This is a genomic window from Shinella sp. (assembly GCF_049651085.1).
In the GTDB taxonomy this organism is placed as follows: domain Bacteria; phylum Pseudomonadota; class Alphaproteobacteria; order Rhizobiales; family Rhizobiaceae; genus Shinella.
In genome coordinates, this window is sequence record NZ_JBASBL010000007.1 from 27,200 (window position 1) to 51,085 (window position 23,886).

Annotated in this window: 25 protein-coding genes; 5 read left to right on the top strand and 20 right to left on the bottom strand. The window is 65.8% G+C overall.

Annotated features, from left to right (window positions below; translation table 11 throughout):
- Positions 1 to 8 precede the first annotated feature (8 nt).
- The 3 genes from WA950_RS03375 (at position 9) to WA950_RS03385 (ending at position 4,084) form a co-directional block, all read left to right on the top strand.
- Positions 9 to 764 carry a crotonase/enoyl-CoA hydratase family protein gene (locus WA950_RS03375; RefSeq protein ID WP_424550269.1) on the top strand — a complete coding sequence of 252 codons (756 nt, stop codon included), beginning with the start codon at positions 9 to 11 and terminating at the stop codon, positions 762 to 764.
- Positions 765 to 958: 194 nt separating this feature from the next.
- Positions 959 to 3,052 carry a methyl-accepting chemotaxis protein gene (locus WA950_RS03380; protein ID WP_424550270.1) on the top strand — a complete coding sequence of 698 codons (2,094 nt, stop codon included), beginning with the start codon at positions 959 to 961 and terminating at the stop codon, positions 3,050 to 3,052.
- A 285-nt stretch (positions 3,053 to 3,337) separates the two neighbouring features.
- The gene (locus tag WA950_RS03385) at positions 3,338 to 4,084 is read left to right on the top strand and encodes an SDR family oxidoreductase (RefSeq protein WP_424550271.1); all 747 of its coding nucleotides are present in this window, start codon (positions 3,338 to 3,340) and stop codon (positions 4,082 to 4,084) included.
- Positions 4,085 to 4,090: 6 nt separating this feature from the next.
- Here the strand turns inward: WA950_RS03385 and WA950_RS03390 are convergent, their stop codons facing one another.
- From WA950_RS03390 to WA950_RS03440, 11 genes are all read right to left on the bottom strand, one after another.
- Positions 4,091 to 5,341: a class I SAM-dependent RNA methyltransferase gene (locus WA950_RS03390; protein ID WP_424550272.1), complete on the bottom strand. Its 1,251-nt coding sequence runs from the start codon at positions 5,339 to 5,341 to the stop codon at positions 4,091 to 4,093.
- Positions 5,338 to 6,090: a TlyA family RNA methyltransferase gene (locus tag WA950_RS03395; protein WP_424550273.1), complete on the bottom strand. Its 753-nt coding sequence runs from the start codon at positions 6,088 to 6,090 to the stop codon at positions 5,338 to 5,340. The genes WA950_RS03390 and WA950_RS03395 overlap by 4 nt, the downstream gene beginning before the upstream one ends.
- 41 nt (positions 6,091 to 6,131) lie before the next feature.
- Positions 6,132 to 6,404, bottom strand: a complete 273-nt coding sequence (locus tag WA950_RS03400) for a hypothetical protein (protein WP_424550274.1) — start codon at positions 6,402 to 6,404, stop codon at positions 6,132 to 6,134.
- Positions 6,405 to 6,605: 201 nt separating this feature from the next.
- Positions 6,606 to 7,241, bottom strand: a complete 636-nt coding sequence (catB, locus tag WA950_RS03405; RefSeq protein ID WP_424550275.1) for a type B chloramphenicol O-acetyltransferase — start codon at positions 7,239 to 7,241, stop codon at positions 6,606 to 6,608.
- Between the two features lie 210 nt (positions 7,242 to 7,451).
- Complete coding sequence (gene dxs, locus WA950_RS03410) at positions 7,452 to 9,374, bottom strand: 1-deoxy-D-xylulose-5-phosphate synthase (protein WP_424550531.1); 1,923 nt, start codon at positions 9,372 to 9,374, stop codon at positions 7,452 to 7,454.
- Positions 9,375 to 9,636: 262 nt separating this feature from the next.
- The gene (locus WA950_RS03415) at positions 9,637 to 10,038 is read right to left on the bottom strand and encodes a DUF1801 domain-containing protein (RefSeq protein WP_424550276.1); all 402 of its coding nucleotides are present in this window, start codon (positions 10,036 to 10,038) and stop codon (positions 9,637 to 9,639) included.
- Between the two features lie 19 nt (positions 10,039 to 10,057).
- Positions 10,058 to 10,480: a DUF1801 domain-containing protein gene (locus WA950_RS03420; RefSeq protein ID WP_424550277.1), complete on the bottom strand. Its 423-nt coding sequence runs from the start codon at positions 10,478 to 10,480 to the stop codon at positions 10,058 to 10,060.
- A 38-nt stretch (positions 10,481 to 10,518) separates the two neighbouring features.
- Positions 10,519 to 11,442: a pirin family protein gene (locus tag WA950_RS03425; RefSeq protein WP_424550278.1), complete on the bottom strand. Its 924-nt coding sequence runs from the start codon at positions 11,440 to 11,442 to the stop codon at positions 10,519 to 10,521.
- Between the two features lie 185 nt (positions 11,443 to 11,627).
- Positions 11,628 to 11,888, bottom strand: a complete 261-nt coding sequence (locus WA950_RS03430) for an exodeoxyribonuclease VII small subunit (protein ID WP_424550279.1) — start codon at positions 11,886 to 11,888, stop codon at positions 11,628 to 11,630.
- A 2-nt stretch (positions 11,889 to 11,890) separates the two neighbouring features.
- Positions 11,891 to 12,817, bottom strand: a complete 927-nt coding sequence (locus WA950_RS03435; RefSeq protein ID WP_424550280.1) for a histone deacetylase family protein — start codon at positions 12,815 to 12,817, stop codon at positions 11,891 to 11,893.
- Between the two features lie 70 nt (positions 12,818 to 12,887).
- Positions 12,888 to 13,838 carry a zinc-dependent alcohol dehydrogenase family protein gene (locus tag WA950_RS03440; RefSeq protein WP_424550281.1) on the bottom strand — a complete coding sequence of 317 codons (951 nt, stop codon included), beginning with the start codon at positions 13,836 to 13,838 and terminating at the stop codon, positions 12,888 to 12,890.
- A 21-nt stretch (positions 13,839 to 13,859) separates the two neighbouring features.
- On the opposite strand from WA950_RS03440, the gene WA950_RS03445 reads away from it, so the two are divergent.
- Positions 13,860 to 14,261, top strand: a complete 402-nt coding sequence (locus WA950_RS03445) for an acyl-CoA thioesterase (RefSeq protein ID WP_424550282.1) — start codon at positions 13,860 to 13,862, stop codon at positions 14,259 to 14,261.
- On the opposite strand, the gene WA950_RS03450 is transcribed toward WA950_RS03445, so the two are convergent.
- From WA950_RS03450 to WA950_RS03475, 6 genes are read right to left on the bottom strand one after another with little or no spacing between them, the layout of a single operon-like run.
- On the bottom strand, positions 14,247 to 14,642 hold the full coding sequence (locus tag WA950_RS03450; protein WP_424550283.1) for a GFA family protein: 396 nt from the start codon (positions 14,640 to 14,642) through the stop codon (positions 14,247 to 14,249). The genes WA950_RS03445 and WA950_RS03450 overlap by 15 nt on opposite strands.
- Before the next feature lie 9 nt (positions 14,643 to 14,651).
- Positions 14,652 to 15,833, bottom strand: coding sequence for a thiolase family protein (locus WA950_RS03455; RefSeq protein WP_424550284.1), 1,182 nt, complete (start codon positions 15,831 to 15,833; stop codon positions 14,652 to 14,654).
- Positions 15,811 to 17,298 (bottom strand): class I adenylate-forming enzyme family protein, encoded by a 1,488-nt coding sequence (locus WA950_RS03460; RefSeq protein WP_424550285.1) that lies wholly within the window; start codon positions 17,296 to 17,298, stop codon positions 15,811 to 15,813. Before WA950_RS03460 ends, WA950_RS03455 begins: the two co-directional genes overlap by 23 nt.
- Positions 17,299 to 17,302: 4 nt before the next feature.
- Positions 17,303 to 17,866 carry a biotin transporter BioY gene (locus WA950_RS03465; protein WP_424550286.1) on the bottom strand — a complete coding sequence of 188 codons (564 nt, stop codon included), beginning with the start codon at positions 17,864 to 17,866 and terminating at the stop codon, positions 17,303 to 17,305.
- A gap of 36 nt (positions 17,867 to 17,902) precedes the next feature.
- Entirely contained in the window at positions 17,903 to 18,508 is a 606-nt protein-coding gene (locus WA950_RS03470; RefSeq protein ID WP_424550287.1) for an energy-coupling factor transporter transmembrane component T family protein, read from the bottom strand.
- Positions 18,502 to 19,182 (bottom strand): energy-coupling factor ABC transporter ATP-binding protein, encoded by a 681-nt coding sequence (locus WA950_RS03475; protein WP_424550288.1) that lies wholly within the window; start codon positions 19,180 to 19,182, stop codon positions 18,502 to 18,504. Before WA950_RS03475 ends, WA950_RS03470 begins: the two co-directional genes overlap by 7 nt.
- A 180-nt stretch (positions 19,183 to 19,362) precedes the next feature.
- Here WA950_RS03475 and WA950_RS03480 point away from each other — a divergent pair, with 180 nt between their 5' ends.
- Positions 19,363 to 20,562, top strand: coding sequence for a winged helix-turn-helix domain-containing protein (locus tag WA950_RS03480; RefSeq protein WP_424550289.1), 1,200 nt, complete (start codon positions 19,363 to 19,365; stop codon positions 20,560 to 20,562).
- Positions 20,563 to 20,565: 3 nt separating this feature from the next.
- Here the strand turns inward: WA950_RS03480 and WA950_RS03485 are convergent, their stop codons facing one another.
- The 3 genes from WA950_RS03485 to aroC all read right to left on the bottom strand — a co-directional run bounded on the left by WA950_RS03485 (position 20,566) and on the right by aroC (position 23,845).
- Positions 20,566 to 21,525 (bottom strand): hypothetical protein, encoded by a 960-nt coding sequence (locus WA950_RS03485; protein ID WP_424550290.1) that lies wholly within the window; start codon positions 21,523 to 21,525, stop codon positions 20,566 to 20,568.
- A gap of 95 nt (positions 21,526 to 21,620) precedes the next feature.
- On the bottom strand, positions 21,621 to 22,721 hold the full coding sequence (ribB, locus tag WA950_RS03490) for a 3,4-dihydroxy-2-butanone-4-phosphate synthase (RefSeq protein WP_424550291.1): 1,101 nt from the start codon (positions 22,719 to 22,721) through the stop codon (positions 21,621 to 21,623).
- A gap of 26 nt (positions 22,722 to 22,747) precedes the next feature.
- Positions 22,748 to 23,845, bottom strand: coding sequence for a chorismate synthase (gene aroC, locus WA950_RS03495; protein WP_424550292.1), 1,098 nt, complete (start codon positions 23,843 to 23,845; stop codon positions 22,748 to 22,750).
- Between the last annotated feature and the right edge of the window lie 41 nt (positions 23,846 to 23,886).

Sequence of the window (23,886 nt, forward strand, 5' to 3'; positions counted from 1 at the left end):
GGAAGAGCATGACCGACCACATTCTGATCGAGCGCCCGCAAAGCGCGCCCGGCGTTCAGGTGATCCGCTTCAACCGCGCGGAAAAGAAGAACGCCATCACCCGGGCCATGTATCAGGCGATGACCGACGCGCTGAAGGCGGGCGATGCGGATGATACGGTGCGCGCCACCGTCTTTCTCGGCAGCCAGGGCTGCTTTTCCGCCGGCAACGACCTCAACGACTTCATGGCCTTCGCCATGGGCGGCTCGATGGGCCGAGAGGTGATCGATTTCCTGCATGCGCTTGCCTCCCATACGAGACCGCTGGTTTCGGGCGTCGATGGCCTCGCCATCGGCATCGGCACGACGATCCATCTCCACTGCGATCTGACTTATGCCTCGCCCCGCACGGAGTTCCGCACGCCCTTCGTCGATCTCGCGCTGGTGCCGGAAGCGGCCTCCAGCCTGCTTGCGCCGCGCCTCATGGGCCACCAGCGCGCCTTTGCGCTGCTCGCCGCCGGTGACGGCTTTTCCGCGAGCGCCGCGCGCGAGGCCGGGCTCGTCTATGCCGTGGTCGAGCCGGACGCGGTGGAGGAACAGGTGCTGGCCGCCGCAAGGCGTCTCGCCGCCAAGCCGCCGAGGGCGCTTGCGATTGCCCGCGATCTCATCCGCGGCGACCGTGCGGACGTTGCCGCGCGGATCGACGAGGAAGCCGGCCATTTCGCGGCGCAGTTGAAGAGCCCCGAAGCGCGCGCGGCCTTCGAGGCCTTCATGGCCCGCAGGTGACATTGCTGCGGCAATGCAACCGGACCGCGCTTTTCGGTTGCATTTAACTGTCCCTTAAATCCCTGACCTTACGTTCCTCCGCAGGCTGGCCCTCGGCCGGCGGCTGCATGATGTTGCCGATACTCGCCTCAGGCATGTTTCGTAGTCATGCGCCGCGCCGTGTCCGGGTGCGCGCACTGGAGGAACAACAACCCGTGTTCAAGCGCTCGCATCTGATGACGCACATTCTTGTCGTCGCATCCCTGGTTTCCATGGCCGCCTTCTTCGGCTTCTCCCTCTACATCGACATTCTGCAGAACCGCTCGACCATGAGATCGGTCGCCTCCGAAATCGAGGATTCCGGCGTGCAGGCGGCAAACAGTGTCGCCAACTGGCTGAATGCGCGTGTGATGTTGACGGAATCCGCCGCAATCACCGCCCTGAGGGCGCAAAGCAAGGAGGAAGTCTACGCCGGTTTCGACACGCCCCTCATGAGCCGTGAGTTCGCCATGGTGTATTTCGGCGGCGAGGACGGCAGCATGACGCGCTTCCCGCACGTGGAAAATCCAAAGGGCTACGATCCGCGCGCCCGCGGCTGGTACAAGGCCACCGTGAAGCACGACGGTCCGATGATCACCGATCCCTATGTCGACTCCACCAGCCAGAAGCTTGTTCTGAGCGCGACGGTCCCCGTCAAGCGCGACGGCAAGCTCGTCGGGATCGCCGGCACCGACTTTCCGCTGAACGGCCTGCTCGGCATGATCGGCGAGGCCAATTTCGGCGGCAAGGGCTTTGCTTTCCTCGTCAACCAGGAGGGCACGATCCTTGTCCACCCGGACCAGTCGCTCGTCGCCAAGCCTCTCTCCGACCTGTTCCCGACGCAGACGCCGGCTATCGGGGGTGGTCTCGTGTCGACCGAGTTCGGCGGGAAATCCGTGCTGGTGAACTTCATTCCCGTCGAAGGCCTGCCGGTGGACAACTGGTATCTCTCCGTCGTGGTCGACCGCGATGCCGCCTATGCCGGCATTTCCGAATTTCGCATGGCTGCAACCATCGGCACCATCATCGGTGTCGTCGCAATGATCGGTGTCCTGGCCTGGCTGCTGTCGCGGTTGGTCGTGAACCCCATCGTCCGCATCACGGATGTGATGACGAAGCTGGCCCGCGGGGAGGACACGCATGAAATCCCGGGCGCGGAGCGCACGGATGAGGTCGGGCAGATGGCCGCTGCCGTCGCCGTCTTCCGCGACAATGCCATCGAGCGCGCGCGCCTCGAAAACGCCGCCGAGGAAGGCCGCGTCCTTTCCGAGAGCGAACGACAGGCGCGCGAGGAAGCCAAGGCAAGCGAGGAGGCCGAAATCCGCCACGCCGTCGAGGCGCTGGCCGACGGCCTTGGCCACCTTGCCGAAGGTGACCTTGCGCACCGCATCGATGCGCCCTTCGCCGAGCATCTCGACCGTCTGCGCACGGACTTCAACCATTCGCTTGCGAAGCTGCACACAGCCATGTCGACGGTCGGGCAGAACGCTCGCGCCATCGATGCCGGCGCCACGGAAATCCGCTCGGCGGCCGACGATCTGGCCAGGCGCACCGAGCAGCAGGCAGCCTCCGTCGAGGAGACCGCCGCGGCTCTCGAAGAGATCACCACGACCGTCAAGGACTCGACCCGCCGGGCCGAGGAAGTGGGCCTGCTCGTTTCGCGCACCCGCACCGGTGCCGAAAAATCGGGTGAGGTGGTGCGCCGCGCCGTCTCGGCCATGCAGGGCATCGAGAAATCCTCGAAAGAGATTTCCAACATCATCGGCGTGATCGACGACATCGCCTTCCAGACGAACCTCCTGGCGCTGAATGCCGGCGTCGAGGCGGCCCGCGCGGGAGAAGCCGGCAAGGGCTTTGCCGTCGTGGCGCAGGAAGTTCGCGAGCTTGCCCAGCGTTCGGCCAATGCGGCCAAGGAGATCAAGGCGCTGATCACGACTTCCGGCGAACAGGTCCGCTCCGGCGTGTCGCTGGTCGACGAGACCGGTGCGGCCCTCGAGGCCATCGTCGGCGAGGTGCAGGAGATCAACGCTCACGTTGCCGCCATCGTCACCGCCGCGCGCGAGCAGTCGACCGGTCTCCAGGAGATCAATACCGCCGTCAACACGATGGACCAGGGCACGCAGCAGAACGCCGCCATGGTTGAGGAACAGACCGCCGCCAGCCACGGCCTCGCAATGGAAGCCGCCGCGCTCAACACGCTGCTGGCCCAGTTCAAGCTGGGCCGCGAAACCACCGGCTACACTGCTACGGCAGCGCGCCGCGCGGCGTGACCGGCACGCTCATGGAAAGGAAAGCCCGGGAGATTCCCGGGTCAGACTGCTGACAAACCCCTGACACCTATCCGGAAAGACCAGGATTCACGGAACGTCTCTGAATCGAAAGAAGAACGGATCGGAATCAAAATCGCGGAAGCAAGGCCGGAAAGGACTTTGTCAGCAGCCTGGCCCGGGAGATTCCCGGGTTTTTTTGTTTTCGGCGTCCGGTTGCGGCGGCATTGGAGCCTATCCATGTATGACCGGGAAAATCACCGCATTGCAGATACTGGAGCGAGAAAATTGGTTGAATTGCAAGGACGAACGGCCGTCATCACCGGGGCTGGCCGCGGGCTCGGGGCGGCGTTGGCGCTGTCTCTGGCGGAGGCGGGGTGCGACCTCGTTCTGTGCGGCCGCAATGCGGCGGCGCTCGAATCCCTGTCCGGCAGGATTCTTGGTGCCACGGGCCGCCGCCCCATCTGCGTCGATGTCGATCTGGCCGACAGCAAGAGTGTCGAGCAGGCCGTCGATACGATTGCCCGGTCGCATGGGCATGTCGATCTGCTCGTGAACAACGGCGCGATGTGGCTGGAGAGCAGCGATGAACCGCACACGGCAGAAGCCGTGCTCGGCGTGGTCAATTCCGCCGTCACCGGAACCTTCCTGTTCACGCAGGGCCTGCTGCCGCTGCTTCGGCGCTCCGCCCACCCGGACATCGTGACGATCGGTTCGGTCAGCGGCCTGCCGAATGCGGCTCTCCAGACGGTTTCCGTTCCCTTCTATGCGGCCAAGCGTGCCCAGGCGGCGCTTGCGGACGGGCTGCGGCAAATGCTGTCCGGAACGCCGGTCCGCTCGATCAGCGTGCACCCGCCCTATCTGGACGACATCCAGCCGGGAGAGCCGCAATGGGCCGCGGCGGCGACGCGGGAAAAGGGCGCGCGTGGCACCAATCGCGACGTCGTGGAGGCGGTATTGTTCGCCGTCAGCCGCCCGCGCCATGTCACCCTCTCCATCGTCGTCGATGCAGACGAGGGCGGGCTGTTTGCCTGACCGGGCCTACTTCTCCAGCACCGCCACGACTTCCACATGGGCCGACCAGAGGAACTGGTCGATGGGCGTCACCATGCGGATCCGGTAGCCGGCGGCGGTGAGGATCGACAGGTCGCGGGCAAGACTGGTCGGGTTGCAGGAGACCGCGACGATCGTCTTGACGGCCGACCGGGCAAGTTCCTTGCACTGGTCCTCGGCACCGGCGCGCGGCGGATCGAAGACAACGGCGTCGAACACCTTCAGTTCTGACACCATCAGCGGGCGGCGGAAGAGGTCCCGCCGCTCCACCGTCACGGGCTTGAGGCCCTGCGTGTTGCGCGCGCCATGGTCCAGCGCCTTCAGCGATCGTTCATCGCCTTCCACGGCATGAACCTTCGCCTGCCGCGCGATGCGCAGCGCAAAGGTGCCGGAGCCGGCAAAGAGGTCGGCGACGCGCTTCGCCTTGCCGAGCGCAGCCAGAACCAGTTCCGCCATGGCGTCCTCGGCGGGCTTGGTCGCCTGCGTGAAGCCGCCGGCCGGCGGAAAGACGCGCACGCCGGAAAAATCGATCTCCGGCTTCTGCGGCTCGATGAGGATTTCGCCGTCATTGGAGACGCGGGCAATGCCGCGCAACGACAGAACGGTTTCCGTGACCGCATGCCGCTCCCTGGCGCTGACCTTCTTCACGCCCTCGAAGGCAAGGTCGAGGCCTGTCGAGGTCTCGAGCACGGTCAGGCGGAAGGGTTCGCTTGACGTCGCGAGGGCGCCCGCGATCCGGCGGATTGCATCCAGCCGGGAAATGATGCCGTCGCTCGAAATCGGACAGTGATCGATGGAAACGATGTGGTGGCTGCCGGCCTGGTTGAAGCCGAGCAGGACCGCCTTTTCCGTCTTGCGCGCCGTGAAGACGACGCGCCGGCGCTCGCCCGGCCGGGCGATGACGAGCGGCGCCACTTCCGGTGTCAGACCCTTCGACTTGAGGGCGCTGATGACGAGGTTGCGCTTGAAGTCATGGTAGAGCGCATCGCTGGCATGCTGCAGCGTGCAGCCGCCGCAGGTGCCGTTCTTGCCGTCCGGGCCGAAATGCACGCAGGGCGGCTCCACCCGCTCGGGTGAGGCAACCGACATGGACATGACCGTGCCCTGGTTCTTCACGCGGGCGACGGCCACCGTTTCGCCGGGCAGCGTGAAGGGAACGTAGACCGGGCCACTTGCAGTCTCGGCAATGCCGTCGCCGCCGCTGCCCAGCCGGGCGATGGTGAGCGTTTCCGTGCTCATGGCTTGCGGCCTCCGAGAAGAAATTCGACATTGCCGTCACCACCGGTAATCGGCGAGGGGATCAGGCCGAGGCTCTGCCAGCCCATGTCTTCGACGAGCCAGCGTTCCAGCTCGGCGGCGACTGCCGGCGCGCTTTCGGGAACCTTCAGCAGTCCCGCCTTGCTGATCGCCTCGCGGCCCGCCTCGAACTGCGGCTTGACGAGCAGGACGCAGAAGGCGCCGGGCTCGGCCAGCGCAAGGGCCGGCGGCAAGGCGAGCTTCAGCGAGATGAAGGAGACGTCGGAGACGACCGCGCCGATTTCGTAGCCGTCGATATGCTCGGCATCGAGCACCCGCGCATTCAGCCCCTCGTAGTTGGTGATGCGGTCATCCGCTCTCAGACGCGGGTGAAGCTGGTCATGGCCGACATCGACCGCCACGACATGGCTTGCACCGCGCTCCAGCAGGATATCCGTGAAGCCGCCCGTCGAGGCGCCGATATCGAGGCAGTCGAGACCGGCGGGGTCGAGGCCGAAATGTTCCAGCGCCGCCTTGAGCTTGAGGGCCGCGCGCGAAACATAGGCCTGCGCCGGATCATCGATTTCGATGGTCGCGGAGACCGGGAAGGTGGAACTCGGCTTGGTGACGACCCGGCCGTTCACTTTGACGGTGCCGCGCGCGATCGCGTCGCGCGCCCGCGAGCGGCTTGCAACGAGGCCGGCATTCAGCAGGAGCTGGTCGAGGCGGATGGTTTCTGTGGGATTTGACATCGCTTCTCATGACGCCTCGGGCGCAAAGAGGCAAGCCCCGTTCAAAGCCAGATGATGCGGCCGGAGAAGTTTTGTAAGGCGTCCATGTCTACCAGGGCGGAAATGCCCTGCGGCCGCGCTTCCGGTAGGGCCTTGCGCACGATCACAGGCACATCGCCGATATCGTGCGACTTGCGGATGTCAGGCAGCTTCTTCTGCAGCATGGCGATGGCCGCCGCCTCTATGGCGGGGTCGTGCGCGGGCCGGTCCTCGGCCGCCGCGATGGAGGCATGGCAAAGCGTTGCGGCAAGAGCCGCAAGCAGCGCGTGGCGCATGGTGAAAATCCCTGTCCGGTCGTTCTTGTTGTTGGACGGAATTCTAGCGCACGGGAGTTTCACAACCTCAAAGGGATGTGGTTACGAGCCGGCAAACCGCGATGGTTGAGAAAGTCTGACGCTTCGCACTCTTCCGCCCCGGATGAACGCGGAAATCCCGTCTCATCTCGAGCCGGAAGGTGTGCGAAGCGTCAGGGACCGTCAGTCCTGTCTGATGACGGTCCGCCAGTGGGTGTGGAGGGCCTTCACATCGCCGCTGGTCAGGATCGGCATGGCCTTCCGCAACTGGTCGTCCGGCCACGTCCACCATTTCATTTCCAGCAGCATGGCGATGAGCGGAGCCTCGAAACGCGGCCGGATCTGCCGGGCGGGATTGCCCCCGACGATCGCATAGGGCTCCACATCGCGGGTCACTACGGCGCGGGTGGCGATCACCGCCCCATCGCCAACCGTAACGCCGGGCATGAAGACGGCCTCTGCGCCGATCCAGACATCGTTTCCGATCACGGTGTCGCCGGCCGGTTCGTAGGCGTTTTGTGCGCCTGCGAAGGCTGGCTGCTCGGGCATCCAGTAGAACGGAAAGGTGCTGATCCAGTCGTGCCGGTGGCCTTGGTTCCCGGCCATGATGAATGACGCGCCCGATCCGATCGAGCAGAAGCTGCCGATGACCAGCTTGTCCACGCCTGCGTCCGGAAGAAGATAGCGCGCGCAATCGTCGAAGCTGTGGCCGTGGTAGTAGCCCGAATAATAGCTGTAGCGTCCGACGACGATGTTCGGATTCGTTACCTGCTTGTCGAGCGTGATGCCCTTGAAGGGGCTTTCGAAATAGTTTTGCATGGAAATTCTTTCTGCATGTTTCAGGGCCGCTGCTCCTTTCCGGGCATGCGGGCTCACGGCGGGAAGCCTTAGGCTTCTCGCTCAGGCTCCTCGCGTCAGGCGCGCGGGAGCTTCATGCAGATGGTACTCGGTGCTGCTTTCATGCGCTGTTGTTACCTTGAAGCCGGTGCCAGGCCAAGAAAATAGCGCCTGGCGGAATGTCCGGTCATATCATCCTGCCACGCCAATACCGCTGACAGCCTTCTGGCCGAGCGTCTGGAATACGGTGGAGACGATGCCGGCGCGGTCGAGACCGGCCTTGGCATACATCGCCTCGGGCTTGGCCTGTTCCATCCAGATATCCGGCAGAACCAGCGGGCGCACCTTGAGGCCGTGATCGAGCAGGCCTTCCAGCGCCAGGAACTGCAGCACATGGCTGCCGAAGCCGCCGACCGCGCCTTCCTCGATGGTGATGAGGACTTCGTGATTGCGGGCAAGCTGGCGGATGAGGTCGTGATCGAGCGGCTTGGCGAAGCGCGCATCGGCAACCGTCGTGGAAAGTCCGGCGGCGTCGAGGTCTTCGGCGGCGAGCAGACAATCGGCAAGCCGGGTGCCGAAGGAGAGCAGCGCCACCTTGGAGCCCTGCTTGACGACGCGGCCCTTGCCGATCTGAAGGATCTCGCCGCGGGCCGGCATGTCGACGCCAACGCCCTCGCCACGCGGGTAGCGGAAGGAGATCGGGCCGTCGTCATAGGCGGCGGCGGTGCGCACCATGTGCTTCAGCTCCGCCTCGTCGGCGGCAGCCATCACCACGAAACCGGGAAGGGTGGCAAGATAGGTCGTGTCGAAGGAACCCGCATGGGTCGGTCCGTCGGCGCCGACGAAACCGGCGCGGTCGATGGGAAAGCGCACCGGCAGGCCCTGGATGGCGACGTCATGCACGACCTGGTCGTAGCCGCGCTGCAGGAAGGTGGAATAGAGCGCGCAGAACGGCTTGTAGCCTTCGGCGGCAAGGCCGGCGGCGAAGGTCACCGCGTGCTGCTCGGCAATGCCGACGTCGAAGCTGCGCATCGGGAAGGCGGCGGCGAGCTTGTCGAGGCCGGTGCCGTTGGGCATGGCCGCGGTAACGCCGACGATCTTCTCGTCAAAGCCGGCTTCCTGCACCAGCGCGTCGGCAAAGACCGACGTATAGGCGGGTGCATTCGGCTTGGCCTTGGCCTGCGCGCCGGTGATGACGTCGAACTTGTTGACGCCGTGATACTTGTCGGCGGCAGCTTCGGCCGGCGGATAGCCCTTGCCCTTCTGCGTGACGACGTGGATCAGCACCGGGCCTCTGGAATTGTCGCGCACATTGCGCAGCACGGGCAAAAGGTGCTCGAAGGAATGACCGTCGATCGGGCCGATATGGTAGAAGCCCATTTCCTCGAAGAGCGTGCCGCCGGTGACATAGCCGCGCGCATGCTCGACGGCGCGGGTGATCGCCCGGTCGACCTTCTTGCCGAGATAGGCCGTCAGCTTCTTGCCGAAGTCGCGGATGCCCATATAGGTGCGGCCGGAGGCGAGGCGCGCCAGATAGGCGCTCATCGCGCCCGTCGGCGGGGCGATCGACATGTCGTTGTCGTTGAGAATGACGATGAGGCGCGCATCGAGCGCACCGGCATTGTTCAGCGCCTCGTAGGCCATGCCGGCCGACATCGCGCCGTCGCCGATGATGGCGATGACATTGCGGTTCTCGCCGGAAAGATCGGCCGCGACCGCCATGCCGAGGCCGGCGGAAATCGAGGTCGAGGAATGGGCGGCGCCGAAGGGATCGTATTCGCTCTCGGCCCGGCGGGTGAAGCCGGAAAGGCCGTCTTCCTGGCGCAGCGTGCGGATGCGGTCACGGCGGCCGGTGAGGATCTTGTGCGGATAGCACTGGTGGCCGACGTCGAAGATCAGCCGGTCGTTCGGCGTATCGAAGACCTTGTGGATGGCGATGGTCAGTTCCACCACGCCAAGGCCTGCGCCGAGGTGCCCGCCGGTGCGCGAAACCGCGTCGACCATTTCGGTGCGCAGTTCGGCTGCCAGTTGCGGCAGGTCGCGATCGTCCACGGCCTTCAGGTCCGCCGGAATGCGAACCTTGTCGAGCAGGGGGGTGGCGGGTGCTTGTGTCACTCTCATGCCTCGTATTCTCGTCCCTGTGCCGGCGCCCCGCTGCGGAGCCCGGTCCGGACATGCGGTTTGACACCGCGCTAGCCTGTCACATGCAGAATGCCGCGCGCGATTTCAACCGTTTCGGCAAGTCTAGAGCGTATTTCGCCGGATTGATACCGCGCAAACCGACGCATTCACGAAGTCTTGTGGGGCAATTGGGGCATTTTGCAGACGCCATGCCCCCGGCTGACCTGCGCGTGATTCCCTGTGCTGGCGCGTTTGCCTACGTCTTCTTCGAACGGGAGGAACCGTTGAGGGCGACGGCGGCCCTGATCAGCCCCTTCAGGGCGTCTTCCCGGATCGCTTCGCCCTCGTGAAAATCGATGGCGCGGCGCGTGTTGCCGTCGAGGCTGGAATTAAACAGGCCAGCGGGATCCTCCAGCGATGCGCCCCTGGCAAAGGTCATCTTCACCGCCGCCTTGTAGGTCTCGCCGGTGCACACGATGCCGTCATGCTCCCAGACCGGGACGCCGCGCCATTTCCAGGTCTCGACGATGCCGGGATCCGCCTCCTTCACGAGGGCGCGCAGACGGGCAAGCGTCTCGCCGCGCCAGTCGCCGAGTTCGGCGATCCGCTTGTCGATCATCTCGGAAGGAGACTGCGCGTCGCTTGGCAACTCGGCCATGGCTCTACCTTTTCCGTGGTTACATGCGCTCGCCGGGAAGCCGGCTTGCCTGCCGGATCCAGCTTGAAAGCCGGGCCTCGTCCAGCGCCTCGCCTTCATGAATGTGGAAGTAGCGCGTTTCCGGAGTTTTGGAAGCGACCGGCGGCACCGGATCGAGCGAGGTGCCGCGGAAGAAGGTCAGCTTTATGTATTTCGCAAAGCAATGATAGCTGAGAAACCAGCCGTCTCCCTCGATGCCGTAGAACGGCGAATTCCACTTCACCGCCTTGTAGACATTCGGCACCGTCTTCTCGACCAACGCGTCCAGCCGGCCGCCGATATCGCTCTTCCAGCCCGGCATGGCCGCGATATAGGCCTTGATGGGGCCATCGCCATAGCCCTTCGGTATCTGCGGATTGCCGCCCGAGAGGAGGACGGGCTTGTCGGTTTTCTCACCGGCCATCGGCTTCTCCTGATTGCTATAGAACGGCCAGTTCTCCGTCAGCCGGCCGGTAGCGGGACGAATTCTTCCTCGTCGCCGGGCACGATATCGAAACGGCCGGTGCGCCATTCCTCTTTCGCCTGCTCGATGCGCTCCTTGGAAGAGGAGACGAAGTTCCACCAGATATAGCGTTTCGAGCCGAGCGCCGCGCCGCCGAAGATCATGATGTGACAACCCTGCGGCCCCGCCTTCAGCGTGATGGCGTCGCCCGGACGGAAGACGAGCAGGCGGTCCGCCTCGAAGACGTCGCCGGCGACGTCCAGCGTGCCGGAAAGCACATAGACCGCGCGTTCCTCCCAGTCCGCCGCAAGCGGTGCGGATGCACCGGGCGCGAGCATCAGGTCGGTATAGAGCGTATCGGTCGGCACGCTGACCGGCGAGGCATGGCCTTCGTATTTGCCGATGATCGTGCGCCCGGTAATGCCGTCGGCGGAGAAGGCGGGAAGCTCGTCCCTGGTGGTGTGGGAGAAGATGGGCGCGATCTCCTCCTGGTGGTCGGGCAGCGCCAGCCAGGTCTGGAGACCGGAGATGGATTGCGGCTTGCCGCGCAGGTTTTCCGGCGAACGCTCGGAGTGCACGATGCCGCGCCCCGCCGTCATCAGGTTCACGTCACCGGGCGCAATCACCATTTCGTTGCCGAGACTGTCGCGATGCTTGATCTCGCCGTCGAACAGATAGGTGACGGTGGACAGCCCGATATGCGGGTGCGGCTTGACGTCGATCGCTTCTCCCGCGCGCAGCAGCGCCGGTCCCATGCGGTCGAAGAAGATGAAGGGGCCGACCAGCCGGCGCTTTGCCGTCGGCAGCGCCCGGCGCACCTCCAGCCCGCCGACATCGCTGGTACGCGGAATGATCAGGTTCTCCAGCGCATCACACGCCGCCGCATCGCCCGCCTCAGGGTCCTTTCCCGGAAAAAAGCTCATCACGCTCTCCTGTCACTGGTTCATGCCAACATGCTAGCGGGTGGGGAGAGGCGTGGATAGGGCTATGGCTGTTGACGGTGTGGTCAGGAACCGGTGCTTGCAAATATTTCTGGTCGGTTGGGTAACCTGCCAAGGAAGGTCGCAATGTCGGCGCGGAGAGGCGAAATGACCGTCAAGTTTGCGGCTTACGCCCCGTCGAGCGGTTCGGTGCCCTGCGGCTTGCCGGCGCGGTCGAGGCGGATCTTCTCGATGCGGTTCTCGGCGGCGGAAAGCAGCGTTTCGCAATGCTTCTTCAGCGCTTCGCCGCGCTCGTAGATCTCGATGGAGCGGTCGAGCGGCACGTCGCCGCGCTCGAGGGCGGCGACGATCTTTTCCAGTTCCTCGACGGCCTGCTCGAAGGAGAGGGCGGAGACATCCGGGCCAGGGGCGGAAGCGGTGTTGGTCATGGTCAGCCTCTCATCAGGCGGTAGATATGGGTGGCGGCGGATTCGGCCAGGCCCTGGAGGTCGTAGCCGCCTTCCAGCAGGCTGACCACCCGGTTGTTCGCCGATTTTTCGGAAAGTTCCATCAGCTTGGCCGTCGCCCAGTCGAAATCGTCTGCGACGAGGTTGATCTGGGCAAGCGGATCGCGGTGATGCGCGTCGAAGCCGGCGGAGATGATGATCAGGTCCGGCCGGAAGTCGGCGACACGCGGCAGCACGCGCGACTTGAACGCTTCGCGAAAATGGTCGCTGCCGTCATTGATCGAAAGCGGCGCGTTGACGATGTTGCCCGCGCCCGTCTCGTCCTTCGCGCCGGTGCCCGGATAGAGCGGCATCTGGTGCGTCGAGCAGAAGAGCACGGACGGGTCGTCGAGGAAGATGTCCTGCGTGCCGTTGCCGTGGTGCACGTCCCAGTCGATGATGGCGACGCGCTCGGCGCCATGGACCTTCTGCGCGTGGCGGGCGGCGATGGCGGCATTGTTGAAGAAGCAGAAGCCCATCGCCTTTTCGCGCTCGGCATGGTGGCCGGGCGGGCGGGCGGCGACGAAGGCATTGTCGGCCTTGCCGGTGAAGACGGCATCGATCGCGGCAATCGCGCCGCCGATCCCCGTCAGCGCCGCCTGCAAGGTGGCGGGGCTGGCATAGGTATCCGCCTCGACCTGGTTGACGCCCTCTTCGGGGATTTCGGACATCACGGCGTCGAGATGGCGCTCCGGATGGGCGAGCAGCACGAAATCCTCGGCCGCCTGCGGTGCCTTTTCGCGCACGAGCAGGGCGAAGCGCTCATGTTCGAGCGCAAGGTTCAGCGCCCGGATGCGGTCGGACCGTTCCGGGTGGCCCTCAGGCGTGTGGTGCTCGAGGAAGATCGGGTTCTCGAAGAGAAACGTCGTCATGGCCGGAAGCTACTCATTGCGGCGGGCAAGGTCCACGGGAAATGGGCCGGTGTCCACGCCTTTTCAACCGTCACGGCGCAAGAAGCAGTTTCCCCACGCGGGCCGGAGCGTCCTGGCGGGCGAGGGCTGCGGCAAGGTCGGAGAGGGCGAAAACGCTGTCGACGGTCGATCCCAGGTAACCGGCGCGGATGCCCTCGAAGCTGCGCGCGAAGGCCGCCTCTATCGCCTCGCGCGGTGCCGAATGCACCCAGTTGCGTAGCCAGAGGAAGGAGAAGGCGACGTCCTTGCGCCGCGCGGTGACCAGTGCCGGATCGAGCTGCGCGCCGGAGAGCGCGCCGTACTGGAGAAAGGCTCCGCCGGGGCGAATATTCCGGAACAGCGCATTGCCCGGTTCGCCGCCGACGGCATCGAGCACCGCATCGAGCGCGGGCGGGGACTGGACGGCGATCTCGCCGGCAAAGCTTTCGGCCAGCCGTGCCGCGCCCGCTTCGCTGCGAACGAGCGCCACCGGGTGCAAGCCCGCATCGGACAGGAGCACGAGCAGCATCCTGCCGATGGCGGAGGCCGCGGCGGTGACGCCGATGCGCTGGCCGCCCGTCCTGCCGAAATGGGCCGCGACGGCATCGACCAGCCGGAAGGCGGTCAGCGGGTTGACATAGGCCATGGCGGCCTGATCGTCGGAAAGATCATCCGGCACGCAAAAGCACCACGCCGCCGGGCGCACGAGGTATTCCTGCCAGAGCCCGCTCGCGCCGACCGGCAGCACACGCTGGCCGGGGGCAAAGCCTGTTACTCCGTCGCCGATCCGCACGATTTCCCCGACGCCCTCGAAGCCGGGCACGAAGGGGAGGGTGGTGCGGCTGCGATAGGCGCCGGTAACGGGAATGAGGTCGGACGGGTTGATCGCCGCACGGCGGATGCGGATTTCCACCTCGCCGGGGCCGGGTGCCGCGCGCTCCGCCTCTTCGAGGCCGATCACTTGCCGGGGATCGCCGAACGCTCTAACAACGGCACGAAGCATGGTTTTATCCCGGGACAAGACGTGGAACAGGCGGCAGACATCACGGTCAGCGAGGTCCGGATACCGTTCCGCGATATAGACATGCATGGCCACATGCACAATGCCGCCTACTATGCCCATGCCGAGGCGGCGGTGGCTAGTCTCTGGCGTCATCGCCCCGAAGGCGCGAACGATCCCGTCTATTTCGTCCGCAAGTCCGGCTGCACCTTCCATCGCGGGCTCAGGCTCGACGACGTTGCCCGCTTCAAGGTGGCGGTCACGCGCATCGGCGCGACCTCGCTCACCTTTACCGTTGCGATCGCATCGGGCGAAAAGGCGGTCGCCGATCTGGAAATCGTCTGGGTCGCCGTCGATCCGGCAAGCCGCCAGCCCGTCAACGTCCCGCAAGCGGTGCGCGACTGGCTGAAATCATTCCTCGCCTGAGGCCGTCTCGACGCTGATCCAGCCCGGACGGCAATCCTCGAAGGAGTGATATTGCGGCGCGAGCGCCGGATCGGCCGGATTGTCGAAGCCGCCGATAAGCAGGGCCACGACCGGCTCGTCGTCAACAGCGCCGATGGAGCTGCCGCAGGTAGGGCAGAAGGCGCGGCTGGAATACTCCGAGGAGCGCCAGGTCGAGGGTTTGCCGCCAGTTCCGGTCCATTGCAGGCGTTCGGCTGGAAATTCCACCCAGGCGGCGGTCGGTGCGCCGGTATGCTGCTGGCAGAACCGGCAGGAGCATGTATGCGGCTTTTCCGCCGGCCCCGTCGCTTCGAAGCGGATGGCGCCGCACAGGCAGCCGCCGGAATAGATCTTCTCGCCCATCTCTCTTCCTCACACTTTCCGAAACAGGGTCGCAATGCCCATGCCGCCGCCGATGCCCATCATGGCGAGCGCCCCGGTTCCGCTGCCCGTGTTCCGCATCTGCGCAAAGAGGCGGGTGACGAGGATTGCGCCGGATGCGCCATAGGGATGGCCGAGCGCCAGCGCGCCGCCGTCGCGGTTGACGGCGGCGGGATCGACGCCGAGGGCATCGAGGCTTGCAAGGACCTGCGAGGCGAAGGCCTCGTTGAATTCGATGAAGGGGAGAGCTGCCGCCGCAAGGGCGGGATTGCGCGCGACGAGCTTCTGCATGGCTGGTACGGGCCCAAGACCGAGCAGGTTCGGATCGACGCCGGCCACGGCGCTGTCGACGACTTCCATCAGCACTGTGAGGCCACGGTTTTGCGCCTCGGCAAGCGACGTCACCAGCACGAGTGAAGCGCCGTCATTGACCGGGCAGGCATTGCCGGCCGTCACCGTGCCATCCGGCCGGAAGACGGGTTTCAGCGCGGCGAGCTTTTCCAGCGAGGTGTTTTCGCGCGGGCATTCGTCGCGCGTGACAAGACCGGCTGGCGTCTCGACCGGCACGATCTCGCCGACGAACCGGCCGGCTTGCTGCGCCGCCACGGCGCGGCGGTGGCTTTCGAGCGCGAAGGCGTCCTGCCGTTCCCGACTGATGCCGGCAAAGGTGGCGACGTTCTCGGCGGCAATTCCCATGTCGGGGTCGCCGATGGTGTCCGGCGCCATGCGGGCGCGGCGCAGGGGCTCCGGCGCGCCGCCGGGCTCTACCGACGGGCGCAAGCGCAGATGCGCGCGGCTGGTGCTCTCGGTGCCGCCGGCAAGGTAGGCGCGGCCGGCGCCGGCCTGGATCAGCCGGGCCGCAAGGGCAATCGCCTCCAGTCCAGAGCCGCATTGCCGGTCCACCGTCATGCCGGGCACGGAAACAGGCAGGCCCGCCTCCAGCGCGGCAAGGCGCGCCAGATTGCCGGCGCTGTTGGCGGCATTGCCGAGGATCACGTCATCCACGGCGTCGGGGGCAAGCCCGGTCTCGGCAAGGATCTGGCGGATGAGCGGTGCGGCAAGGCTTGCCGGCTCGATGGCCGCGAGCGATCCGTTGATGCGGCCGATCGGCGTGCGGAACGCCGCCGCGATCACCGGTACGCGAGAAGGGTCAGACGAGCCGTTCGAGCGCATCGCTTCCCTCCGCCACCCATTGCCGCACCGTCTTCGCCTCGACCTTGCCGGAGGGCGTGACCGGCATGGCGCGGCACAGCCAGATGCGGCGCGGTTGCTTGTAGCGCGGCAGGACGTCGGCCATTGCGGCTTTCAGCGCTTCGGCCGTCAGGCCCGGTCCCCGGGGTTCGATCACCGCGACGAGTTCGCTGCCGAGATCGGCATGCTCGACGCCGAAGACATGGGCGGCGCTGACCCCGGCAAGGCCGAGAAGCGCTGCTTCCACCTCGGATGGGTAGATGTTGTTGCCGCCCGAAAGCACCATGCCGCCGGAGCGGCCGAGCAGATGCAGCGTGCCGCCCGCTTCCATGAAGCCGAGGTCGCCCACGGTGGCGAGCGCGCCGAACCTGGCTAGCCCCGCCCCGTCGCCGGTGCCGAGATAGCCGGTGGCGACAAGCGGGCTTTCGACGAAGATGGTGCCGGTTTCTCCGGCCGGCCGGGCCTTGCCGGCGTCATCGAGAACGCAGAGGCGAACCCCTGAAAACGCCTTGCCGACGGCGGTGGAGGAGGCGGGATCGCCCGGCGTGGTCACTGTGACGAAGCCGAGTTCCGACGCGCCGTAATATTCGCGCAGCGCCGCCTTCGGGAAATTCCTCGTGCAGAGCGCATGGTCGGCGGCCGTCAGCTTGGCGCCGGCGACCGTGATGGCGTCGACACTTTCGACCGGCGCGCCTTCGCACAGCCGCCGCAGCATGGTCGGCACCAGCACCAGCCGGCGAATGGCCGCGGCCCGGATCGTCGCCAGCCCGCCCTCGGCATCGAAATGCCGGGCGGAATGGAAGGCACCGCCGGCAAGCAGCGTTTCCGTCATCGCATAGAGCGCAAGGCCGTGGGCAAGGGGGCCGGGCGCATAGGTGCTGGTGGCGGCGTCGATGCCGAAGAAGGGCGCGCCGCTGGCAAGGCTGATACGCCAGGAGCGGCGGTCGCGGATGATCGGCTTGGGATCGGCCGTGGTGCCCGAGGTGAAGACGATCAGGAACGGCGCGTCGTCCTTCCCTTCCGGCAGCGGCGGATGGGCCTCGGTGTCGCCTTCGATGAAAAGGGAGGCCGTGCCGGTATGGGGGTTGCGCAGACGGAGGGCTTGCCCCTCGATGGTAATCACGAGGTCGGGGTCGAGCTTTCCCATGAGCCGGCGGCGGATTGCTTCCGGCAGATGCGGATCGATGAGGGCCGCGCAATGATTGCCCGCCGTCGCCGCGACAAAGGCGGCGGGAAAGAGCGCATGGTTGCCGGTGACGATCGCGACGAGGCGGTTGTCCGGGCCGATGCTGCTTCTGCCTTCCGGCGCGAGCGTCGCAAGCGTGGCGAAGAGCTGGCGCGCCGCCCTGCTGAGCGCGCCGTAGGAAAGAACCCGGTCCTCCAGTTGGAAGGCCGGGTTCGCAGGACGGGTGGCGGCGTGCCGTTCGATGGCGCCGGAAAGCGGCATCGGTTCAGGCGCGCTGCGGCAGCAGCGGGTAGCCGGCAAGCACGGCGCGGCCGGCCAGCATGGCGACGAAGGCCTTGATGAGGTCGCCGGGCAGGAAGACCAGCGAGGCGAGGGTGGTCTCGAAGAAAGCCTTGCCGCTCATATAGGCGAGCCACGGAACGCCGAAGAGGTAGACGACGGCGACGCCGCCGATGATGGACGCCGTGAGGAAGGCGGCGAACTGGGTGAGTTCGCTCTGCTCTTCCTTGACGAGGCGCTGCGCGATCAGGCCGCAGACGAAGGCGCCGACGACCCAGCCGACGATATAGCCGGCGCTTGGCCCGGCGAAGACGGCAAGACCGCCGCGACCGCCGGAAAGAACCGGCAGGCCGATTGCGACGAGAAGCACCAGGAGCAGCATCGCGGCCGCGCCGCGCCGTGCGCCGATGATGCAGCCGGCCAGCATCGGGCCGAGCGATTGCGCGGTGATCGGAACCGGGATGAAACCAAGGGTGATCGGCGGAAGAAGGCCCAGAACCACCGTGATGGCGGTGAAGAGGGCGACGAGGACGATGTCTCTGGTGGTCATGTCAGGTTCCTTGGATGGACAAGACGAGGGTGGTGTTTAGTGCCGCCGAAAGCCGCGCGCGTCAATTGCCATGGCAATCGTATCGGCGTCCTTCAGCGTCAGGATGATCAATGGAACAAGTGTCGTCAGCGGCCGCACGGGCAGGCCGCGCGCCCGGTGCGCTTCGGCGATATCCTGATAGCGCGCAAAGATTTCCGGCACGAAGCGGATGACGAGGCCGACGGCCAGACTGACATCCGCCGCCCGAACGAGGCCGAATCGCTCCAGCGGCAGAAGCAGCCGGGTGATCTCGTCCATGAAGGCCGAAACGCCGGTCGTCGCGGTCACCGCGGCGGCGAGAAGCACAAGCGCGACAAGGCGGCAGAAGACGACGACCGCTTCGTGCAGCGAATGGAAGAAATAGTTCGCAGCCGCGACAAGAAGCACCGTGAACAGCACGAAACGCACGCGCCGGAACGCCTCGCTAAGGCCGATGCCGGTCGAGAGATAGAGCGCGGCGCCAAGCAGGACGGCGGGCACGAGAAGGCGGAGGTCGGCGACGAGGAAAAGCCCGATCGCTGCGGCAAAGAGCAGGATCAGCTTGCCGCGCACCGGCAGGCGGTGAAGCGGCGAATCGCCCTCGATGTCGAGCCCGTTCAGCACGCCGCTATCTCCCGGTAGGCGCGGATCGCCTCCGGCGGGCGGTCGTCGGCGGCAAGCCGGCCGTCGCTGAAGACCAGCACGCGGTCGAAGTCCTCCAGCAGCGCCAGGTCATGGGTGATGACGAGCACCTGTTCCGGCAGGTCCGCAATGGTGCGCTCGATGAGCGCGCGGTTCTTCAGGTCGAGCTGGTTGGTCGGCTCGTCGAGGATCAGGAGGTCCGGACCGGTGACAAGGACGCTGGCGATGGCGCCGAGCTGCGTTTCCCCGCCGGAAAGCTCGTGCACGCGCCGGCGCGCGAGATGGGAGATGTTGAAGCGCGCGAGAATCGCCTCCGTCCGTTCCGCGATCTCGGCCTTGCCAAGGCCGCGGTTCTTCAGGCCGAAGGCGATGTCTTCGGCAAGGATCGGCAGGATCATCTGGTGCTGCGGGTTCTGGAAGATGAAGCCGGTCCTGCCGCGCGCGGCCTCGGCATCCTGCACCGTATCCAGCCCGCCAACCGTGACCGTACCGGCGGTCGGCTTGATGAGCCCGTTGATCAGCCGCGCCATCGTCGTCTTGCCGGAGCCGTTGAGGCCGACGACGCCGATGCGCCGCTCCGAAAGCGTTAGCGCCAGCGGCTGGAGGGCGACGCGCCCGGCATATTGTACCGTTGCGGCGGAGAAGACGATATCCAAGAGCGGGATCCCGGTTCGTAGAAAAGCGGGGGGAGCTATAACACGGCAAGGCTCCAAGGAAACCGCAGGATGGTTGTATTTCGCAGATGCGAAGAGCTTGCACGCATGAGCGAGCCGGCCGGGGCGGGCCGATGCATAAAACAGTAGAACAAAAAGGGAATATGTGCCTATCATCCTGCCATGACGATTCTTCTCTCCAATGCGCAAGCCCGCCGCATCTTCCTCGCCCGTCAGGGGCTGAGCGCACCGCCCGGCCGTCAACTCGGCAAGGAGGGGCTGCTGCAGCTCATCCAGGAGATCGGCTTCGTGCAGGTGGACAGCATCGCCACGGTCGAGCGCGCCCATCACCAGATCCTCTTCTCGCGCAACCAGACCTACCGGCGCGAGTATCTCAGCGAGTTGCTGGAAAAGGACGGCGAGCTTTTCGAGCACTGGACGCACGACGCCTCCATCATTCCGAGCGTCTTCTTCCGCTACTGGAAGCATCGCTTCCGCCGCAAGGAGGCGTCTATGCTGGAGCGCTGGCGCAGATGGCAGGGCGAGGGCTTCGACCGGGCTTTCGAGGAAACCTACGAGCGCATCGCCTCCGGCGGGCCGGTCCTGTCGCGTGAGCTGAAGGGCGATGACCACAAGTCCGGCGGCTGGTGGAACTGGCACCCGAACAAGACGGCGCTGGAATATCTCTGGCACACCGGCAAGCTGGCGATTGCCCGGCGGGAGAATTTCCAGAAGGTCTACGATCTTTCCGAGCGCGTGCTGCCGCCGCACCACCATGCGCCGGATGTCGGCCATGACGTCTTCGTCGACTGGGCCTGCCGCAGCGCGCTGGAACGGCTGGGCTTTGCCACCCACGGCGAGATTGCCGCCTTCTGGGCGCTGATCTCGCCGGAAGAGGCGAAGGACTGGGTGGAGGCGCACCGCGACGAACTGCGCCCCGTCTCCGTCGAAACGGCTGACGGCGGCAAGCCGCGCGCTTCCTACGCCTTTGCCGGTTTCCCGGACAATCTCGGCGACATTCCCGAACCGCCCAACCGGCTGCGCGTCCTCTCGCCCTTCGATCCCCTGATCCGCGACCGCAATCGCACGGAGCGGCTCTTCGGCTATTTCTATCGCATCGAGGTCTTCGTGCCGGAGCCGAAGCGGCGATATGGCTACTATGTCTTCCCGCTGCTGGAAGGCGACCGCCTGGTCGGCCGCATCGACATGAAGGCCGACCGCAAGGCCGGCACGCTCGATGTCCGGCGTGTCTGGTGGGAGCCGAAAGTCCGCGCCTCGGCTGGGCGGCAGGAGAAGCTGGAGGCTGAACTCGCGCGCCTTGCGAAGTTCACGGGCGTGGAGACGGTGCGCTACCTCGACGGCTGGCGCGGGGACGAGGTGTAGCTGTCATGCCACGACCGGCCGTCCTGCGAAGGCGCTCGTCGCCTTTTGCGTGAGCGCGCGGAATTTGTCCGAGGCGCCGGTCAGTTTCGCGTCCCATTCCGGATCCGGCACCTGGCCGCGGATCGTGTCGAAATAGACCGCCATCAGCGCGGCGATGGCGAAGGGTTCCAGAACGACGGCCTTGAAGGCCCAGGCGAAGACGATGGCGAGCACGAAGCTGAAGCCGGCGATCTGGCCGGGGAAGGCGTAGAGGATCGCGGCGGCCGGCGCGAGCGCCATGAGGAAGACCGCAATGGAAAGCACCCACAGGAAGACCGCGAGCCAGACGGCGTTTTTCACCATCTTGATGCCGTTCTGCGCATAGAGCACGAGGCCGCGCCGCGCGCTTTCCCACGCATTGTTGCTGCTGGTGCGGATGTTGTAGCCGAGGATGATCTCGTCGACATAGGTCAGCGACAGGCGGATGACGGTATTGGCGAAGCCGGCGATGGCATTGAGACCGGGAATGGGCAGGAAGGCGGCAATGCCGCCGATGAGCCCGGTAATGGCGGCGATCGCGCCCTTGATGAGCTGGTCGAGGGCAAAGAGCAGGTTCGCCTCGCCGAAGCGGGCGGCGACGATCTCGCGGCCATAGGCGACCTGTCCTTTGCCATCCGGCAGGGGCTCGCCGTCGATCAGCTTGACGATGGCGGCGATATGGGCGGCCTTGACCATGTAGAGCAGCCATTCGCGCGCCCAGTAGACGGCGACCGCCACGAAGCCCATGCCGAAGATACCGCCCCAGACGACGAAGGATTCCGGGCTGTCCGACAGCGAGCCGACGCCGTAGCCGATGCCGGCCCCGGTGCCGGTCGCCAGGATGAAGGCGAGCGTGATGACAAAGTAGATGACCATCCGCATGAGGATGAAGGGCATGGTCCTGGCAAGGATGCCGATGGTCCTGCCGATGCTGAAATCCCACATGCGCCACCCTCCCCAAGGAAAATCCCGCAATCCGGGATCGCTGCCGTGTAGAGCAGACGGTTCTCGGTTGCGGGATATTCGGTGCCGTCAGGGTGTCAGCAGAGGTCCGTCGCGGTGATCTCGATGCCGAAGCCTTCGAGGCCGACATAGTGCCGCTCGCGCGACGCCATCAGGCGGATCGAGGTGATGCCGAGATCCTTGAGGATCTGCGCGCCGAGGCCGATTTCCAGCCATTCGCTTTCGCGTGCCTGCGCCTCGTCGTGGCCTTCGCGCTCGTGCATGCCCTTGCGGGCGGTCGAGGACTGGCCGACGCCGACCGAGCCTTCGCGCAGATACACGATGACGCCGCGGCCCTGATCGGCGATGCGCTTCATGATCGCGTCGATCTGCCGGCCCGCGCCGAAGACGTCGCCGCCGACATTTTCGAGATGCAGGCGGACGGGGATGTCCACGCCGTCGCGGATATCGCCGAAGACGACGGCGAGGTGCTGCATCGGATCCCAGGGCAGGGTGTAGGTGGAGGCCTTCGCCTTGCCGTAGGGCGTATCGATGTCGAAGGTGTCGACCTGCTCGATCAGCGTTTCCTTGCGCTGGCGATAGGCGATGAGGTCGGCGACGGAAAGCTGCTTCAGGCCGTGCTGTTCGGCAAAGCTTGCCACCTGCGGCCCGCGCATCACGGTGCCGTCGTCATTGACGAGTTCGCTGATCACGCCGATCAGCGGCAGGCTGGCAAGCCGGCAGAGATCGACGGCCGCTTCCGTATGGCCGGAGCGCATCAGGACGCCGCCTTCGCGGGCGACGAGCGGGAAGATGTGGCCGGGACGCACGAAGTCCGTCGGGCCGACATTCGGATTGGCGAGGTTGCGCACGGTGAGCGTGCGGTCGTCGGCGGAAATGCCGGTCGTCGTGCCGTGCTTGAAATCCACGGAGACGGTGAAGGCGGTGGTGTGCGCGCTGTCGTTTTCAGCCACCATGGCGTTGAGGTTGAGGCGCTTGGCCTCCTCGCGCGGCATGGGCGTGCAGACGATGCCGGAGGTATGGCGCACGATGAAGGCCATTTTCTCGGACGTGCAATGCACGGCGGCGACGATCAGGTCGCCCTCGTTCTCGCGTCCGTCGTCATCGGTGACGACGACGATCTCGCCTGCCTCGAAGGCTCGGATGGCGTCGACGACGCGCTTCTGGTCGTAGCTCATGGCAGGCTCCTGTTTCAGACGGCGGGTTAATCCAGGCGACCGGTCTGGCCCCGGTCACGCAGGTAGTGATCTGCAATGGCGCAGGCAACCATGGCCTCGCCGATCGGTACGGCGCGGATGCCCACGCAGGGATCGTGCCGGCCCTTGGTGCGCACGTCGACATTGTTGCCGTCGGCGTCGATCGAGCGGCGTTCGGTGAGGATAGAGGATGTCGGCTTGATGGCAAACCGGGCGATCACCGGCTGGCCGGTGGAAATGCCCCCGAGGATGCCGCCGGCATGGTTCGATAGGAAGATCGGGTTGCCGTCATTGCCCATGCGCATCTCGTCGGCGTTTTCCTCGCCGGTGAGTTCGGCGGACGCAAAACCTTCACCGATCTCGACGCCCTTGACGGCATTGATCGACATCAGCAGCGAGGCGATATCCTGGTCGAGCTTGCCGTAGATAGGCGCGCCGATACCGGCCGGAACGCCCTCGGCGACGACCTCGACGACGGCGCCGATGGAGGAGCCTGCCTTGCGGATGCCGTCGAGATATTTTTCCCAGACGGGCACGATGGCAGGGTCTGGGGCGAAGAACGGGTTGTTGTTCACCTCGTTCCAGTCCCAGTTGCTGCGGTCGATCTTGTGCTTGCCGATCTGCACCAGCGCGGCGCGCACGGTAAGACCCGGCACCACCTTGCGGGCGAGCCCGCCGGCGGCGACACGCGCCGCGGTCTCGCGGGCGGAGGACCGGCCGCCGCCGCGATAGTCGCGGATGCCATATTTGGTGTCATAGGTGTAGTCGGCATGGCCGGGGCGGTAGCGCCGTGCGATCTCGCCATAATCCTTCGAGCGCTGGTCGGTGTTCTCGATCAGCATGGAGACCGGCGTGCCGGTGGTGATCATCGTCTCGCCGTCGTCGTCGAACATTACGCCGGACAGCACCTTGACGAGGTCGTCCTCGCGGCGCTGCGTCACGAAGCGCGACTGGCCGGGCTTGCGCTTGTCGAGCCAGGCCTGGAGTTCGGCGAGCGTGAAGCGGATGCCGGGCGGGCAGCCGTCCACCACGCAGCCGAGCGCCGGCCCGTGGCTTTCGCCCCAGGTGGTGACGCGGAAAAGATGACCGAAAGTATTGTGCGACATGAGCGGACCCAGACCGGAAAGGAATTGCGCCCTCTCTTAGT

Excerpts from the sequence above, each read along its gene's own strand:
- WA950_RS03375 (WP_424550269.1), top strand. The coding sequence starts at position 9 with ATGACCGACCACATTCTGATCGAGCGCCCGCAAAGCGCGCCCGGCGTT.
- WA950_RS03390 (WP_424550272.1), bottom strand. The coding sequence starts at position 5,341 with ATGAGCACGGAAACGCTCACCATCGCCCGGCTGGGCAGCGGCGGCGAC.
- WA950_RS03395 (WP_424550273.1), bottom strand. The coding sequence starts at position 6,090 with ATGTCAAATCCCACAGAAACCATCCGCCTCGACCAGCTCCTGCTGAAT.
- WA950_RS03400 (WP_424550274.1), bottom strand. The coding sequence starts at position 6,404 with ATGCGCCACGCGCTGCTTGCGGCTCTTGCCGCAACGCTTTGCCATGCC.
- catB (WP_424550275.1), bottom strand. The coding sequence starts at position 7,241 with ATGCAAAACTATTTCGAAAGCCCCTTCAAGGGCATCACGCTCGACAAG.
- WA950_RS03415 (WP_424550276.1), bottom strand. The coding sequence starts at position 10,038 with ATGGCCGAGTTGCCAAGCGACGCGCAGTCTCCTTCCGAGATGATCGAC.
- WA950_RS03420 (WP_424550277.1), bottom strand. The coding sequence starts at position 10,480 with ATGGCCGGTGAGAAAACCGACAAGCCCGTCCTCCTCTCGGGCGGCAAT.
- WA950_RS03425 (WP_424550278.1), bottom strand. The coding sequence starts at position 11,442 with ATGAGCTTTTTTCCGGGAAAGGACCCTGAGGCGGGCGATGCGGCGGCG.
- WA950_RS03430 (WP_424550279.1), bottom strand. The coding sequence starts at position 11,888 with ATGACCAACACCGCTTCCGCCCCTGGCCCGGATGTCTCCGCCCTCTCC.
- WA950_RS03435 (WP_424550280.1), bottom strand. The coding sequence starts at position 12,817 with ATGACGACGTTTCTCTTCGAGAACCCGATCTTCCTCGAGCACCACACG.
- WA950_RS03440 (WP_424550281.1), bottom strand. The coding sequence starts at position 13,838 with ATGCTTCGTGCCGTTGTTAGAGCGTTCGGCGATCCCCGGCAAGTGATC.
- WA950_RS03450 (WP_424550283.1), bottom strand. The coding sequence starts at position 14,642 with ATGGGCGAGAAGATCTATTCCGGCGGCTGCCTGTGCGGCGCCATCCGC.
- WA950_RS03455 (WP_424550284.1), bottom strand. The coding sequence starts at position 15,833 with ATGCGCTCGAACGGCTCGTCTGACCCTTCTCGCGTACCGGTGATCGCG.
- WA950_RS03460 (WP_424550285.1), bottom strand. The coding sequence starts at position 17,298 with ATGCCGCTTTCCGGCGCCATCGAACGGCACGCCGCCACCCGTCCTGCG.
- WA950_RS03465 (WP_424550286.1), bottom strand. The coding sequence starts at position 17,866 with ATGACCACCAGAGACATCGTCCTCGTCGCCCTCTTCACCGCCATCACG.
- WA950_RS03480 (WP_424550289.1), top strand. The coding sequence starts at position 19,363 with ATGACGATTCTTCTCTCCAATGCGCAAGCCCGCCGCATCTTCCTCGCC.
- WA950_RS03485 (WP_424550290.1), bottom strand. The coding sequence starts at position 21,525 with ATGTGGGATTTCAGCATCGGCAGGACCATCGGCATCCTTGCCAGGACC.
- ribB (WP_424550291.1), bottom strand. The coding sequence starts at position 22,721 with ATGAGCTACGACCAGAAGCGCGTCGTCGACGCCATCCGAGCCTTCGAG.
- aroC (WP_424550292.1), bottom strand. The coding sequence starts at position 23,845 with ATGTCGCACAATACTTTCGGTCATCTTTTCCGCGTCACCACCTGGGGC.